8 protein-coding genes are annotated in these 16,555 nt (G+C 55.5%); 4 read left to right on the forward strand and 4 right to left on the reverse strand.

The genetic code is table 11. The features are described 5' to 3' along the window. Window positions 1-8 precede the first annotated feature (8 nt). The 4 genes from SH139x_RS02370 to SH139x_RS02385 all read left to right on the forward strand — a co-directional run bounded on the left by SH139x_RS02370 (window position 9) and on the right by SH139x_RS02385 (window position 10,724). The gene (locus tag SH139x_RS02370) at window positions 9-3,113 is read left to right on the forward strand and encodes an efflux RND transporter permease subunit (protein WP_488353684.1); all 3,105 of its coding nucleotides are present in this window, start codon (window positions 9-11) and stop codon (window positions 3,111-3,113) included. An 860-nt stretch (window positions 3,114-3,973) separates the two neighbouring features. After that, a complete protein-coding gene (locus SH139x_RS02375) occupies window positions 3,974-4,549 on the forward strand; it encodes an RNA polymerase sigma factor (protein ID WP_488353685.1) in 576 nt (191 codons plus the stop codon). Window positions 4,550-4,760: 211 nt separating this feature from the next. Continuing rightward, window positions 4,761-6,845, forward strand: coding sequence for a prolyl oligopeptidase family serine peptidase (locus tag SH139x_RS02380; RefSeq protein WP_488353686.1), 2,085 nt, complete (start codon window positions 4,761-4,763; stop codon window positions 6,843-6,845). Between the two features lie 324 nt (window positions 6,846-7,169). Beyond that, window positions 7,170-10,724 (forward strand): protein kinase domain-containing protein, encoded by a 3,555-nt coding sequence (locus tag SH139x_RS02385; protein ID WP_488353687.1) that lies wholly within the window; start codon window positions 7,170-7,172, stop codon window positions 10,722-10,724. Window positions 10,725-10,746: 22 nt separating this feature from the next. Here SH139x_RS02385 and SH139x_RS02390 read toward each other — a convergent pair whose 3' ends face one another. From SH139x_RS02390 to SH139x_RS02405, 4 genes are all read right to left on the reverse strand, one after another. Further along, on the reverse strand, window positions 10,747-11,778 hold the full coding sequence (locus tag SH139x_RS02390; RefSeq protein WP_488353688.1) for a DUF1559 family PulG-like putative transporter: 1,032 nt from the start codon (window positions 11,776-11,778) through the stop codon (window positions 10,747-10,749). 261 nt (window positions 11,779-12,039) lie between these two features. Beyond that, a complete protein-coding gene (locus SH139x_RS02395; RefSeq protein ID WP_488353689.1) occupies window positions 12,040-13,266 on the reverse strand; it encodes a DUF1501 domain-containing protein in 1,227 nt (408 codons plus the stop codon). 46 nt (window positions 13,267-13,312) lie between these two features. After that, window positions 13,313-14,668, reverse strand: a complete 1,356-nt coding sequence (locus tag SH139x_RS02400) for a DUF1800 domain-containing protein (protein WP_488353690.1) — start codon at window positions 14,666-14,668, stop codon at window positions 13,313-13,315. Between the two features lie 3 nt (window positions 14,669-14,671). Next, on the reverse strand, window positions 14,672-16,477 hold the full coding sequence (locus SH139x_RS02405) for a hypothetical protein (RefSeq protein WP_488353691.1): 1,806 nt from the start codon (window positions 16,475-16,477) through the stop codon (window positions 14,672-14,674). Window positions 16,478-16,555 lie beyond the last annotated feature (78 nt).

Genomic DNA, 16,555 nt, shown 5'->3' on the forward strand with positions numbered 1-16,555 from the left:
ACCCGCAGATGTCACGATTCTTTATTAACCGGCCCATTTTTGCGATGGTGATTTCGATCATCATCATGATTGCCGGCGTGGTTTCCTTCTTTGCTTTACCCATCGCCAAGTTTCCGCCGATCGCACCGCCGACGATCAGCGTGCAGGCGATCTATCCGGGGGCTGACGCCGAGACGATTGCCGCCACCGTGGCGGTGCCGATTGAACAGCAAGTCAATGGCGTCGAGGGCATGCTCTACATGGCTTCGACCAGCGGCAGTGACGGTACCTACACGCTGACGGTGACTTTCGAAGTCGGCACCGATTTGGATATCGCTTCGGTACTGGTGCAGAATCGCGTGGCGGCGGCCGAAGTTAAATTGCCGAGCGAGGTGCGTGCTCAGGGGGTGACAACGAAAAAACGTTCCACGCAGATGCTGCAGTTCATCACGTTGACGGCGGATGACAACAACTACGATCCCTTGTTTCTCAGTAATTACTCGCTCAGTGTTAAGGGCGAGTTGAGTCGGATTGATGGTGTTGGGGATGTGCAAGTTTTCGGCGCTGGCGACTACAGCATGCGAATTTGGCTGGACCCAGACAAGCTCAAGCAGCGGGGCTTAACCACTGAAGATGTGATCGCTGCGGTAGCCGAGCAGAACGTGCAAGTGGCGGCTGGGCAGATCGGTGCCGCGCCGGCTCCTCCCGGCACCGCGTTCCAGTTCACCGTGGTGGCCCGCGGACGTTTAACGGAGGTGGAAGAGTTTGAGGACATCATCATTCGCGGTGGTGAGGCCGGGCGAATTTTGCGTTTGAAAGATGTGGCCCGCCTAGAGCTGGGAGGCGTCTCGTACAGCCTTGATTCACGTTTTAACCGTCAACCGGCTGCCACCTTGGCGATCTATCAATTGCCAGGCGCCAACGCGCTCAACACGGCCACCATGATTCGCGAAAAGTTGCAGCAATTGTCCGCCGATCGCAATTGGCCGGCTGGGCTCTCCTATCAGATTCCATTTGATACCACGTTGTTCGTGACCGCCTCGATGAAGGAGGTGTATGTCACCTTAATCACGGCGATTGTGCTGGTCGTTCTGGTGATCTACCTGTTTTTGCAAGATTGGCGAGCCACCATTATCCCCGTTGTGGCGATTCCCGTGTCGTTGATCGGAACCTTTGCGGTGCTACAGGGAATCGGTTATTCGATCAACATGCTGACGTTGTTTGGAGTCGTGTTGGCGATCGGAATTGTGGTCGATGACGCGATCGTGGTGGTGGAGAATACTTCGCGTCACCTGGCCGACGGCATGACCCCCAAGGATGCTGCGATCAAAGCCATGGAAGAGATCATCGGGCCGGTGCTGGCGACAACCTTAGTGTTGTTGGCCGTATTCGTACCGAGTGCGTTTATGGGAGGCATTACCGGGGAATTGTTTCGCCAGTTTGCGATTACGATTTCAGCTGCCGTGGTAATCAGCACCATCAACGCGCTGACTCTCAGCCCGGCGCTCTGTGGGCTCGTGTTGCGGGCTCCCCGGGAGAGTCGTTTTATTGGCTTTCGTTGGTTCAACGCGGTCTTTGATAAGCTGACGGCGGTTTATGGACAGCTCGTCGCGCGAAGCCTGAAATTATTGGGGCTGGTGTTGGTTGTGTACGTCGGCTTGGTTTTGGTAACTGGCTTTTCATTCAGTTCCTTGCCAACTGGTTTTGTTCCCGACGAGGATCAGGGCTATCTGTTTGTCAATGTTCAATTGCCCGATTCGGCGTCCCAGCAGCGCACGCAGGAAGTGCTTCGCCAGCTCGACGAGATCACGGCTGAGATACCCGGCGTGGTCGATACAATCACGGTGGCTGGTTATTCCTTGCTGGGTGGCTATGCCGGTTCCAACTTGGGTTTCTCGGTGTTGGTGTTGGAGCCTTGGGAAGATCGCAAAGGGGATGAGAAGAGTCTCGCAGCCATCCAGACTAAACTACGAGCTCGTTTCCAGGAGTTACGGGGCGCGGTCGTGTTTGCCTTCACGCCGCCGCCGATTGATGGATTGGGCGTCTCCGGAGGTTTTCAGCTGGAGGTGCTTGATCGCGCCGGAGTCGGTTACCAGCAATTACAAGCGGTTGCTGAAGACTTGGTCAGCACGGGGAACAGCCAAACGCGTCTGCGAGGTTTGAGCACCACGTTTCGAGCGAATTCGCCACAATTATTCGTGGACATTGACCGTGAGAAAGCGCGCTCTCTTGGTGTGCCCCTGGCCAGCATCTTCGGTACCTTGCAAGCCCAGCTCGGTTCGGCTTATGTGAATGATTTCACTTATAACAATCGTTCTTATCAGGTTCGCGTGCAGGCGGAGAGTGCTTTTCGAGCGACTTCCGACGCGATTGCGAAGCTGGATGTTCGCAACCAAACGGGCGAGATGGTGCCGCTGGGCGCGTTGTTGCGCGTGGAAGATGATTTTGGTCCCGCCGTGGTCCGGAGAACTTCGCTCTACTCCAGCGCAGCGGTCAACGGTAGCGCGGCGGAAGGGGTTAGTTCAGGGCAAGCGTTGGATTTAATGGAGCAATTGGCCGAGGCTCGGTTGCCAGCCGGGTTTGGTTACGAGTGGACCGGCATGTCGTTTCAGGAAAAGCAATCCAGTGGTGGTCAGACGCTGGTCTTGCTGCTCTCCGTAGTGGCGGTGTTCCTGGTGCTGGCGGCTCAGTACGAGAGTTGGACCAGTCCCGCGGCGGTGATCGCGGTGGTCCCCCTGGCCGCGTTGGGCGTCGTGCTGGCGCTCGTGATGCGGGGAAGTGAGAACAATGTGTACACGCAGATCGGCGTGGTGTTGTTGGTGGCGTTGGCCAGCAAGAACGCGATTTTGATTGTGGAATTCGCCAATGAGAGCCGGGCGAAAGGTCTGCCTCGTAAGGAAGCCGCGCTGACTGCGGCGACTTTACGCTTCCGCGCGATTTTGATGACCGCTTGTTCATCGATTTTGGGCTTTTTGCCCCTTTTGGTTGCCTCGGGGGCGGGCGCGGCCAGCCGTCAAGCGGTGGGGAATGCGGTTGTCGGTGGGATGATCGCGGCAACTATCTTCTCGCTGCTCTTCGTGCCAGCGTTTGTGGTCGTGGCTCAGTGGCTGTCCGAACGCAGACAAAAAACTTAAAAAAATAAAAACGCGCGAACCGACTCGTTTTCGCCGCGTCTCTAAAGCACAACGGGTCGCAATGTCGACCATGTTGTTAGTCACTTCGGATAACTTTCTGTTGGCCCCTGAGCCAGCGGAGGGTTACACTGGAGAGCAAGGCGGCTTGGCCGCCCAATTTTGCGTGTGAATTGTTCACGCGTGCTCTTAATTTCTTTGATGCTCTGTCCGCGCCTTTCACTGGGCGCCGGGGAGGTTGCCATGCGTAACTTAATGATGATTACCGCTGTAGCCCGTTTGGTCGCAAATTCGTTTACGAATCGGACCATGGTTGCTGTCGTTGTCATCGCGCATGCCCTGCGCCGGCAACTCCAGTCACATCTGCCCGGACAACCGCAGCCAAGTTATCTCTGGATAGACGATTGCGATCGCAGATCCGAGCGTTGGCGAGAACACTCGCTCAACGCATTTGGCAAACCGGGTAAACCTCGTGGCGGCTGTTAATACAGCCCCACAGAAATAGACCCAGCGGCCAGAGCAAAGAAACGTAGCGGAAGGTGATTGCCAATCGGTTTCACCGGAACCGCCATGACTTTCTGTGTACTAGCTTTTTTGAACTTCTTAGCTTGTTGGTTTAGTACTCATCTGAAAACCCAAAAGAACCGCGGCTAGTGCCAAAGCGGCTAATGGTTTTCGGATAGGTTCTTAGGTGTGACCGGCGAGTCTCAGTTTGACTGTTACGAGAAGCCAAGGGAGCCGCACAGCGAGCTGCGTTTTTTTGCTTTGGGTTAAAGTCGCCTTGAGCGACGTTTCTCCATTAAGAGCATGACACACGTCCATGGATTCTCCGGAAGGGAATTCTGGGAAAGAGAAACGCGACAATGAGCATCGCATGTGAAGTTGATTTGAGCCGTTGTACGGTGGTGGAATTGGTCCAGGCTGCGCAAGCTGGCGACCGCGAGGCTTTTGGTGAGTTGTTTGAGCGGTACCGCGGTACGGTTCTGGCCTTAGCCAGACAGCGTTTGCGGGACCAGGACGAGGCGGAGGAGCTGGCCCAGGAAGTATTCATCAAAGCGATGGAGAAGCTGGAGCAGTTGCGCGTGCCTGAGGCCTTCGGTGGCTGGTTGCGAAGAATCGTCCACCGGATGGCGATCAACCGCGGCTTGCGTCAATCGCAAGCGGTGGCTTGTGACCCGGTTACGCTGGAGGCAACTTGCCTGATCGAAGATTGTCCGCAAGGTGCGGTGGTGAGTCGAGAGGAAGCGGCCCAATTGCGAGTCGGTTTGAGCAAGTTGGGAGTTATGGATCGCCGCACCCTGGAGGCCTTTTACCTGCATGGCCAATCGCTGGCGGAGATGAGCATCGTTTTCGAGGCCCCTTTGGGAACGATCAAGCGACGACTGCACGTCGCCCGCAAGCGATTGGCGAAGGAAATGGATGTGATCCAAGCCGTGTAACGTGCCCGCAGCCCGCCCGGTAAATCAACCGGGCGGGCTGCTTTGTTGGTGGCCGGACTGCTATAATTGGTCGTTGTGACACACCTCTTGATTGTTGATTACCGCCTGGGTAATCAATCACACGTCCATGATGTCTAAGGTCCAATCGATGAAAGCGCGTCAGCAGCTCTGTGGATGGTTTGGATGCCTCTTTTTTGGGATAGTTCTCAGTATGAATGCGGTCGGTCAGGAAGCGGACTCCAGTTCGGAAGCAGTCAACGCAGCCCCATTTCCCGATGATCCCTGGCAATGGCTGGAGGATGTCGAAGGTGAAAAGTCGTTGGCTTGGGTGCGAGAGCGGAATGCGACTTCTCAGAAAATGTTGGAGAACTTGCCCGGGTTTGACCAGTTGAACGCCGATTTGTTGGCAATTCTCGACTCCGACGCGCGGATTCCGGGAGTCTCCAAACGGGGTGATTTTTATTACAATTTTTGGCGCGACAAGCAAAATCCGCGCGGCTTGTGGCGACGCACCACGTTGGCCGAGTATCGCCGGGACGAGCCTGATTGGGAGATCTTGCTCGACTTAGACAAGTTGGGCAAAGAAGAAGGTGAGAATTGGGTTTGGAAGGGGGCCAGCTTGCTGCGTCCCGATTACGACTTGGCCCTCATCACCTTGTCTCGCGGTGGAGCGGACGCCGGCGTCAGTCGTGAATTTGACCTCAAAACACTGAGCTTTGTCGAAGACGGTTTCCAGCTCCCCGAAGCGAAAGGCAGCATCGGTTGGATCGATCGTGATCATGTCTTTGTGCAAACCGATTTCGGTCCCGGCTCAATGACCACTTCGGGATATCCGCGGTTGGCCAAACGTTGGAAACGGGGCACCCCACTGGAGCAGGCGGAATTGATTTACGAGGGCCAGCCTACAGACATGTCGGTAGCCGCCGTGCATGATGATTCTCCAGGTTTCGAACGCAATTTTGTGATTCGCAACTTGGCCTTTTACAACAACGAAATGTACTTGCTTGACGACGCTGGCCAATTGGCCAAAGTCGATGTTCCCAATTCAGCCAGCAAGGGTGTGTTCCATCAATACCTATCGTTGGAGCTGCGCGAGCCCTGGACCGTGGCTGGTAAAACTTGGCCGGCTGGTAGTTTGTTGTTGGCCGACTTCGACGCTTTTATGGCCGGGCAGCGCGAGTTCAAGATGGTTTTCGAGCCGACGGAGCGGACCGCTCTGGCGAGTGCTAGCTTTACGCGTGATTACCTGATCCTCAATGTGCTCGAGGATGTTGCAAATCGGCTCTATGTGATAGACCTTCGTGAGCCGCAGTGGCAAGCGGAACCTTTGGTCGGCGCGCCCCAGTTGGGTACGGTGCGGATTTCACCGATCGACCCCGATGAATCGAATACTTATTTCTTGACGACCACCGATTACCTCACTCCCACCACCTTGGCGATCGGAGAAATTGGCCAGCAACCTGAACCGCTCAAGTCACTGCCGGAGTTTTATGATGCCAGCGGTTTAAAGATTTCTCAGCACTTCGCAATTAGTAAAGATGGAACGCGAGTGCCGTACTTTATGGTTGCTCAAGAAGATTTGGTGCTCGATGGCAGCCATCCGACATTGTTATACGGTTACGGTGGCTTTGAGATTTCTCTGCAGCCCAGCTATAGCGCCAGCGTTGGTCGTGCTTGGACTAGCCAAGGGGGCGTTTACGTGGTCGCCAACATTCGTGGCGGAGGCGAGTATGGTCCGCGTTGGCACCGTGCCGCACTCAAGGAGAATCGCCTGCGAGCTTACGAGGATTTTGCCGCCGTGGCAAAAGATTTGTTCGCTCGCAAAGTGACTTCGCCAAATCGCTTAGGAATCCAGGGTGGTTCGAACGGCGGTTTGTTGGTCGGCAACATGGTCGCGCTCTATCCGGAATTGATGGCGGCGGCGGTTTGCCAAGTACCGTTGCTGGACATGCGGCGCTACAACCAGTTGTTAGCGGGTGCTTCTTGGATGGCCGAATATGGCAATCCGGATATTGCCGAAGAGTGGGCATTTATTCAGAAGTTTTCGCCGTACCACAACATTGTCGACGGCAAGAAGTATCCATCCGTATTGTTCACCACTTCAACGCGCGACGACCGAGTCCATCCGGGGCACGCTCGCAAGATGATGGCCTTGATGGAATCCCAAGGACACGACGTCACCTATTACGAGAACATTGAAGGCGGACACGGTGGGGCGGCAAATAATGAGCAGTCTGCCTACATGCAATCCCTCGCCTACAGCTACCTTCGCGCTAAGTTGTTCGCTGCCGAATAGCCTAACCAGCTCGACGCACGTTCCATCAGCCGTCGTTCCATCAGCCGCCTGGCGCCAGAGAGCGGTTTTCACAACACAACACAGCACGCCAACCGGGAACCGCTCGCTGGCGTGTGGCGGCTGGTTCCTTTGCGAAATCCCATAAGCGAGAAAACAGACTCCCGCGTCAGGGAAAAATGAAACTTTTTTCTTTGGCGCAATTTGTCGGCGAAAGTCTACCGATTCGCGCATCGAATCCATGGACACACTTGGTAAGCTCAAACATAATTACCCTCGCATGCAGGGTTTGGGGCCGCCGTAAGTTGTCTATGAAAAATATGTACCATGAGCCAACCCGCTGACTTTTCCTCTGAATTACAGCGGAAGTTCGCTGAGGCGTCTCGGCTCCGTTCGCCAGCCGAGGTGCTTGAGTATTTGCAGCGTGAATGCGGCCAAGACGCTCAGGAAAAAGAGCTGCTGCTAAAGATGTTGGGTCCATCGGGGGAAGCGAGTGAAAATCCGCTGCTCCAAGCCGACAAGAGGTTGAGCGAGCTCGCTGAACTTGCTGAGGTCGTCGGCGATGCGGCTAGCTTTCAGCAGTTCCCAAGTGACGACCTGGCAATTTTTCCTGAGGTGTCGGGCTATAAGTTGATTAAGGCCCTTGGTGAAGGAGCGATGGGGACCGTCTATTTAGCCGAACAGCTTGAGCCGATTCGGCGGCGAGTCGCCTTGAAAGTTATCAAGCCGGGGATGGACTCCAAGCAAGTATTGGCGCGATTTGAGCGTGAAAAGCAAACCTTGGCTTTGCTGGAGCATCCCAACATTTGTGAAGTTTACGATGCTGGGCTGACGGCCCGGGAGTATCCCTTTTTTTCCATGGAAGTGGTTGATGGGGAAACAATCGATCAATACTGCAGCTCGCATTCGCTTTCCTTGGAAGCTCGTATCCGATTGGTGCTCGATGTCTGTAAAGCAGCCCACCACGCTCATAACAGGGGCATTATCCACCGAGATTTGAAGCCTGCCAACGTGCTCGTGAAAACGATCGACGGGGTACCAGTCGTCAAAGTGATTGATTTTGGTGTCGCCAAAGCGATGCAAGCTGATGGCTCGCAAGCGGCTTATGAAACCTACTTTAGGCAATTGGTGGGGACGCCGATGTACATGAGTCCCGAGCAATTGGAGCCTGGTGAGACGGTAATTGACGAGCGGAGTGATGTTTACTCGTTGGGAGGCTTGTTGTTTAAGTTGGTAACCGGTTTTGCACCGCTTCACCAGTTTGATTCCGAGGATTTGTCGCTGGAATCTTTGCGCCGGCGAATCGTGCTTGATGTTCCGCCGCGGGCTAGTCAGAAAATTTCCGCCGCGATTAGGCAATCGCCGAAAATCATTGCCCGGCGGTTGGGGATTAAGGTCGGGCAATTGGCTGGTTGGCGAAAAAGGAGTCGCGGTGACCTTGAATTGGTTTTAATGATCGCCTTGGAAAAGCGACCCAGCGATCGATATGCATCCGCTTTAGCATTGGCCGAAGATCTGCAGTCGGTCATCGATCGCATTCCGATCGCCGGCAAGGGAATGAGTCAGCTCCGTATGTGGCGCCGCAGAGCACTAAAGCCGCTGCTTGTCGCGACGCTTCTATTGGCGATTGTTTCAGCGGTCACATTTTTTTACGACAAGTCGATGGTGGCTAGGGAGGACAAACCTGCTTCCGACCAGGATGCGCTGGCGGCTTCCGCTGCGGAGTCGTCAACCGTTTCCGACCTGCTCGAAGCGCGGCGATTGCAGTTGATGATCAAAGCATGGGAGGAACGCGATCTTTATTCCTTGGAACAGATCGTGCGCTCGCAGCCATCCGCTAGTGGCTCGGGTGGAGAACAGGTTGGCCAAGGGGATGCCGGCAACGGATTGCAAGACTCAGAGAAAAATCAAGGGCCATCGCTGGTGCGATTCCTCGAATCGTTGGCGAGCCCCGAGCCGCTGTTGGAGTTGCAAAACGGGTCGTCCGTAAACGATTTTTCGGTATCACCAGACGGTCGTTTCCTGGCGGCTGCTTGTGACGATCGATTCGCGCGAATCTGGAGTCTTGAAAACGGGCGGCTATTGGGAGAATTGGGACCGCATGCGGGAAAAGTTACCGCTACCTTGTTTTCTGGCGACGGCGAGCTTTTGCTCACCGGTGATCAAGAAGGAGTTCTGACTATTCGGGACGCGCGGCCATTGTTGGGGAATTACCAAGGCGGGGCACTTCCAATTTTGTATCGCAGCGAGCCGAATCAAGAGGGCGGAGTGGAGTCGTTGGCGTGTTCGCCAGATGGACAATTGATAGCCATCGGGTTTCGCTATGAGCCGGTTGTCGTCGTTGACCTGCAGGGTAACGAGGTTGCTAGTTTTCCATTCCCGGAGCCTGAGGCTCGCAATGAATCGGTGCTATTTTTGAAGAACGATAGCGAACTAATGCTTACCAATCGAAGTGCGTTGCGGCTGGAACGCTACGATTTGACTAGTAAACAGCTTACTTGGCATTCTGAGATAGATCCGGTATTCGCCGCTGGGAACGGCGCCTACCCGCGTTTGTTCTCTATCTGCAACGGGATTGTGCTTTACTCTCGTCATGGTTCAGCGGCGATCGAGCAAATCGACTTCCAGACTGGGAAGCGGCTCGAACCACTCTTAGCGGCTACTGGCGGGACAATGGATTTTGCTGTCTCAGCCAATGGAGCTCATTTGGCGACCGCTCACAGTGGCGGACAAATTGGTTTTAGCACGCTGCGAATCCACGAATCAGACGGTGCTTTCGAGGCTTCTGATCATTGGTTGCATGCGTGCCATCTAACCGATGACCCGCTTGCCACGACGAAAGTAGAATTTTTCGGAGAGGATCATTTGTTGACCGCAGCGGAAGATGGGCGTGTCTGTCTCTGGTCAGTTGACGATCTGGCGGTGGTGAAGGAGTTTGAAGAAAACTCCACTGCGGTAAAATACATTGGCAGGAATGGTAGCATTTTGGGGCTGCATTTTTCCAATGACTCGACCCGCGCGGAGTATATCGCAGGAGGCGTTCAGGAAGGTACCATTCATCATTATGAGCTCCCACCCTGTTCGATTCTGCCATCGCACCCAGCCTATAATAACCAGTTTCCTAGGTACCATTTTCACTCGCCGTTCGCACTCGGTGAGGCTGTCGGCGTTTCGGCCATGCCAGTCGAGGAGGGCGTCGGCATCTTTGAGATGGCGACTGGCGAACAGGTTGGCATCATCAGAGTGGACTCTGAAATACCTTTTCAGCTAGCCTTCTCCCGCGATGGTGAATTCCTGATCGCCAGAAACTTCGAACGTGCCTGGGTATGGAAAAGCCAAAACCGGTGGGCAGAAGCCAGTCTAATTGCTAGCCTTGACCTGCGTCCGTTTCCCCAATTACCAATCGATAGTGGCAGCATTTGCATTATTGAATCAGGCAAAAGTGTCGCGTTCCGTTACGACAGCGAGGTTATTGTCGTTGGGGCGGAAACGGGGCAGGTTGTGGAGCGATATCCACTAGCTGGTGAGCGGTTTTTTGTGTTCAGTGCTAATGAACGGTTAGTATTTTTGTCTCGCGAAGTTGGGGCCGTGGTGGTTGATCGTATGACACGGGCGGAAACGCCAGTCATTTCCAGCATGAGATTAGGTGGAGCGCAGTTTATTGAAGATGATCGTGTGATCTTGTTGGAAAACTCGGATGCAAGTCTCGAAGCTTTTCATTTGCCGACGCAATCCAGGCTGGGGAAAATCTATGCCAAGAACCAAGATACTGGTGGCATCGTGACCTTTAAATTGACTGATCAATCAAGCCTGGAAGTTATTAAGATGCATTCAACGAGTATTGTTGTACATCATTCCATTGGTGGTGATCGAAAGAAGTAAATTATCTATTTTAGAGGAGTGCTTATGGAATCTTGACAATCTCGCGACCTTGCAGCGTGGAGAGCCCTTGATAGACCGTCATGTCGACAGTTTCTGTGATAAAATGAACGCTTCCGTCGCAGAATAGGAACTGGGCACCGGCTGGATGAAAGCTGCGGAAATTGGAGACGCGGTGCGTTCCGCCATTCCAACTGGGGAGAAAGGAATTGAAGTTGGCTTCATCAAAGAACGAGTCAGTCACAGGATACTTGTTGATCGGTTCCACGGTGCTGGCATAAGACCCGCTGTAGCGAAACCCACCGGCAAAGAAGGAGGATGGATTGGAAGCACCCACGAGCCAACCGAAAATGGCTGTGTTTTCACCCGGTTGTCGTTGCAGCGGCTCGGTACAACCCAGTCCTTCGCACATGTCTTGGCCCGATGCGGCTTCACCGATGGCAAATGTGTTGCTAAGACCGTCGCTGATGACAGAGAGTCTTGGCCAAAAATTGGTGCAGAATACTCCCGACGCGCGCGTAATCGGACGCGCACGGTAGTTCGAAGTGTAGCCAAAGCCGTCGTGATAACCGAGGCTAAAAGCGTAAGAGCAGGTGGCGTAAATGTCTCCGGAAGGTGTGTTAAATGGGGTGATGAAGGGGTATTGGTGCAGCTCTTCGGCGGTGTCTGATGGGCAAAAGTAGGTCGGTTCCACGACTTGGCAAGCTTGAGCCGATTGCATGTACCAGGGAATGCTTGGATTGATCAACCTGGCGGTGTTGCTGGCTTCGATGTACGGAAGAATCGCGATAAATCCGGTGCCCGATGGATCGATGGTGCTGCCGCCATTGATCCAAGTCAGGCCCGCGGGAAGCCGCTGCACAGTGCTTTCGTAGTTCAGCATCGCCAGCCCAATTTGCTTCATGTTGTTGGAACATGACATTCTTCTGGCGGCCTCACGAGCGGCTTGCACAGCGGGGAGTAGCAGTCCCACCAGCACACCAATGATGGCGATCACCACCAGTAATTCCACCAACGTAAACCCGCTGGTCCGCGACGTGAGTTTCTTGCTGTTCATCTTTCCAGTTCCAATTCGCCAAAGATCTCAGATTTCAATGTTGCCGCTGGCGCAAGCGCAACCTTAGCGGCCTAATCAGAGAGGCGAGAATCAACCGGGACGAGTTTGGAAATCAGGGAAAGATTTTAGAAATTAGGAGATTTTTGTTGGTTAGGTACCTCGACATCAGTATTTCGGCTAGAGCAGACGTTGAGCGCCAGCTCATGATTCCGGGGAACCGCACGCTGGCGCGTGGCGGCTGATATTTTACGGTTGAACCGGCTAAGCGAGTAGGTTCGGAAGTTTGTCGTATTGGCCCTCGATTAAAGTTGGGTTGCTGGTCCCCAACCAGTCTTCCAAGAGAGTGCGGTAGACGCTGCGGTAGTCGATGGCATGTTTGAGGTCCCCTTCGATAAGATCGGTTAAGCTGGGGTGGTCGCCGACGATGCCGCCGCGACAATTGCCACCAGCGATGAACATCGGTCCGGCAACTCCATGGTCGGTTCCTTGGCTGCCGTTCTCTTTCACGCGGCGGCCGAATTCGCTGAAACACATCAGCAGCACTTGGTCCAACAAACCGTCATTTGCCAAATCGTCGCAGAAAGCCTGCACTCCCGAGCTTAGCTGGTCCAGCAAACTGGCATGCGCGGCGAGTTGGTTGGCATGTGTGTCGAATCCATCCAGGGTGACGTAATACACCCGCGCCGGCAGCCCGGAGCGAATCATCGCCGCGACTTGGCGGAGGTCATTTCCCAGGGCGTCGCCCCGATAGCTGGCCCCGGAGCTTTGTCGCAACGTGTTCGCCAGTTGCTCGTCGGCTCGTAACGCGGCCCGCAGGTTGTTGGCAATTAGCTGTGAAAAATCGTTGTCTTGCTCGGTCGTCGTGGCCAGTTGCTGGACGATGTCGCGTTCCCGCGCGTCGGTTCGCAGGCGAAGTTGATCGAGATCTCGCACCGTCCAAGCGATCGAGTCGCGGGCTTGCAGGGCTAGCGGGCGCACACCGCTGCCCACGTAGACGGAGTGCGGGGTGTTTGATTTGCTCTCCTGATCGACGTCGGCAAAACGCCCCAGCCAACCTGTGGCGCGGCTGTTGGCGTGCGCCGTGTGCCACAAGTCCATCGATTCAAAATGCGATCGATTGGGATTGGGATAGCCGACACCTTGGATGACCGACAGCCTGCCCGCCTCCAATAAATCAGCCAGACCACGAGCCGAGGGGTGCCAGCCAAGGTCGTTATGGATTCGCAACACGTTATCTTTGTTATAAGACAACGTTAGGCGGTTCTCGTGATAGGCTTCGTCCGCGAACGGGATAATGGTGTTAAGCCCATCATTGCCACCTGATAACTGGACAACGACCAGCGTGCGTTCGTTATCTGCGCGTGGTCCGCCGGCTGCGAGTGCTGCATCGGTCCACCAGGGGCTGACCGCATGGCCGACACCGACCGCTGCGACTGCCCCGGCCGACGAACAGCGGATGAAACGACGCCGATTGATTGCATGCATCATAATTCTCAAACTTGTGTGAGTGAGCAGGGCCTGCGAAAAGGGCCTGTTAGTTGAGATGAGCTTCGGGCATTACGCCAGCGATTTTTATCGCCAGGCGGAATTGGTCGGAAGGTTGTCGGAGGTTATCAAGCTGTGTTCGCAGCAATTTGGCGCGGGATGGAGCTAGCGGTATTGCGATCAGATATTTGGCAATCCATGTTGAGATACTGTCCGCGTCATGCAGGCCTTGTCGCACGAGCCAGGAATCGAGACTACCTGGAGGTTCCAGTTGTTGAGCCACTTGATGGCACCAATTGACGCGCGCCGCCATTCTGGAAGGATCGATCCAGCTCGTGCCGTCCGGCCAACCTTTTACATTGGGTGGTTCCAGCGGAACTTGGCCCATTGCCTCCAAGCCATTTCGCAAGCGATCATAGGAGCCCCGGGTTTCCAGCAGGTTTAGGCAGTTGAGCGTCCATTCCAGCGGGCCGGCAATTTTTCGGCCGATGCTGGCTGGGGAATAAAACAAACGACTGGTGAAGATCGTCCGCAGCACTTGATCGATTTGCCACTGGGCAGTCACCACGATATCAGCCAGTTGTTGAATGACCGCTGGCGGCAGGGCGTCGTCGGTGACATAAAAGCGAATGAGTTTGGTGGCGATGAAACGAGCGGCGGCCGGTTGCTGCAGAATGACATCGATTGCCGCATCCCCATTGAGCGGCCCGCTGGTGCCGAGAACTTGTTTCGTCCCGAAATCGTGATCCGAGCTGCTGATGCGAAACCGTCGGCGTCTAACTTCCCAACCGGTAAAGCAGCGTGCTAGTTCCTTGATGTCTTGCTCAGTGTAGTTGCCCAGCCCCAGGCAGAATAATTCCAGCAGCTCGCGAGCATAGTTTTCGTTGGGGCGGCTTTTGCGATTTTCGGTGCTATCCAAATAGATTAGCATCGCCGCGTCCCTGGAGATGGCTTTCACCAGCTCCGCAAAAGGCCCCAGGGCGTGCTCTCTTAGGGTGTTGTTTTGTGACAACAACAACTGCGCATCGGGGACCTTGTCACGGCTGGTGCAAAAGTGGCCGTGCCAGAAGAAGGTTGCCTTTTCGCGAACGCCATGCGGATCGGCCAGCAGGCGATACAGCCACCAATCGATTAAGTTGCCGGAGTCGCCCAGCACGAGGCTGGTCCGGATCATGGCATTTGCTTCGTTCGCAAACGCCGCGGCGCCCGTCGGCTGCAGTAACTTTTCGACAGCCTCTTCGGGTCCCATGGCAGTTAGCGTATCGATCTCCGCGGTGGTCCCTCCGAAGGTGGCGCGGCGGAGCAAATGTCCGGCCAGCCGATGATCGAACGGAGTCGTGGCCGTTGGTTGGAAGGGTTGCCAAGCCGTTTCCATGAGTGCTTGATCCCAATCGCGATTTTTCATCGGTCACTCCCTGGTGGCAGCATTGGTGGCTGCTGGCGAACCGAGCTCCGTGGCGTCCCAGCGGAGCATGGCGATGGCTTGTAAACCGTTAGGGTGCATGGCAGCCCGCAGGGCGGCGGAATGGATGAATCGGGCGGCTTCGATCAAGGTATCAACTTCGGTCTCCGCTTGCTCTTTGGGGTTTCCCTTTTCCAGCATGTTTTGGGCAAGCAGGGCGGGGCGGTTGAGAGACAAGAGGTCGGCTAGCGCGGGGCCAGCGATCGCCAGCGAGAGAATGCCACCTTCGCCCGTTTGCGGTTGGAGTTGGTCATTTTGAATCGCTCTCTTCGCCAAGTTGTCAGAAGTTGCGATGACCAGGCGATCGGCGGCGGTGGCGATCGTGGGGGCGAGGCTGGCGTAAAGATCGACCGAGTCGGCGTTCAGTTCTTCGGCGTCTGCCACGCTGTAACGTCCAGTCATCATTTTCAGACCGTTTTGGTTTAGAGTTTCCAGCTCTAACTGTGGTTGGCCATTACCACCTCTTTCCACGTTGACAATTCCGATCACAGTTTGCCAAGCGATGCGAAACCGCCGAGCCACTTGGTCGGGATTGTCGACGCGCAGGCTTCCCAGCAGCGCCGCTTCGGGCAGCACCGGTGGTTTTGATTGGGGATTGGCGGCGGGCAGCACGATGAGGCGGAGCGTGGGATTGATAGCACCCAGGACTTCGTCGCCAAAATCAAATCCACCGAATGCCGTGGACAGTTGGCTGTCAGTGACATCCAGTTGGGCAGCCACTTGTTCGCTAAGCAGCAAATCTTTTTCGGCCCAGAGCATCGCCAAGTCTCGATCGAATGATAGGTGGGCGATCGCACCGGCTGGCAGTTGGGGCAGTTGCAGAGCAGGCGAAGGGGAGTCGTTGTTGCCAGCGGGTGAATCAGCAAAGCCATTAATGAGTGAACGGATTCTGGTGCTGGCTGGCAGATCGGCGGTGAAGGCTGCGGCGGAATCAGCTTGGTCGTCCGCCGGTTGCCGCAGCGTCGACCACTTCAGCGAGAGTCCCGTTTTCTCCAGCTGGATAACGGCTGAACTCTCACCCTCGACAGTGAGCGAAGCCAGCACGCCGCCGAACAGCAGCTCTTGTCCGAAATCTCGATTCGGCCCCGAGGCTTGATCGATCAATTCCTCGATCATCGGTATCGCCGCGTGTCTCAACAGCATTCGCACGCTGGTCGGCTCCGCGGCGGGTAGCCCTCGCCAAGTGGATGGATCTCCGCCGTCGAGCAATCCATCAATGGTTGCTTTAGCCAGTTCCGCGTTGGAAGCCAGCAGCAGGGAATCGCCGGCCGTGGCGAGCACGAGTTCGCCAACTTGATAGGCGTCGACTCCACGGTAGCTGCCGCTGGGCTGCGGGGCGGGCGCGTCGCGGCCAACTTTTTGGCCTGAAACCAATTGAGCCACAGCACGCACGAGCCCCGGCAAACGCTGCGGTTGTGGTGAGCGGGTGACCAGCACGAGCGAATTCTCGCGTTCCACGGCCAGCACCAAACCATCCCCGGCCGCTACTTGCAGCATCTCCCGCAAGCTAACCCCCAGCTGCCTTTCGGCCCACATCAAGCCGCCCCGCGCCGCCAGCAGTTGGGGAGCCAGCATGGTCAGTCGGACCGCTGGGACTGTGTCCTGTAAGCGATCGAGAGGCAATGATTCAGCGGTTGTCAGCAAGCCGACGGGATCATCCAAGGCAAACACCAGGGGGGCTTGATTTGGAATGAACTCCACGGGCGCTTGAGCAACCGCTGCGTTATCCGGAAACCCAATGGAGCACGGCAACCAAACTGCTCCCAAAAGCAGAGGTGCCCAACACAGTCTGTCCATCGTATGCTTCTTCATTGATCAGGGTTCGTGCGG

This window comes from Kothea flammea (assembly GCF_052161645.1).
In the GTDB taxonomy this organism is placed as follows: domain Bacteria; phylum Planctomycetota; class Planctomycetia; order Pirellulales; family Pirellulaceae; genus Laterigemmans.

Bases quoted from the DNA above. Each gene is read 5' to 3' on its own strand.
- SH139x_RS02370 (WP_488353684.1), top strand. From the start codon at position 9: ATGTCACGATTCTTTATTAACCGGCCCATTTTTGCGATGGTGATTTCG.
- SH139x_RS02375 (WP_488353685.1), top strand. From the start codon at position 3,974: ATGAGCATCGCATGTGAAGTTGATTTGAGCCGTTGTACGGTGGTGGAA.
- SH139x_RS02380 (WP_488353686.1), top strand. From the start codon at position 4,761: ATGAATGCGGTCGGTCAGGAAGCGGACTCCAGTTCGGAAGCAGTCAAC.
- SH139x_RS02385 (WP_488353687.1), top strand. From the start codon at position 7,170: ATGAGCCAACCCGCTGACTTTTCCTCTGAATTACAGCGGAAGTTCGCT.
- SH139x_RS02390 (WP_488353688.1), bottom strand. From the start codon at position 11,778: ATGAACAGCAAGAAACTCACGTCGCGGACCAGCGGGTTTACGTTGGTG.
- SH139x_RS02395 (WP_488353689.1), bottom strand. From the start codon at position 13,266: ATGATGCATGCAATCAATCGGCGTCGTTTCATCCGCTGTTCGTCGGCC.
- SH139x_RS02400 (WP_488353690.1), bottom strand. From the start codon at position 14,668: ATGAAAAATCGCGATTGGGATCAAGCACTCATGGAAACGGCTTGGCAA.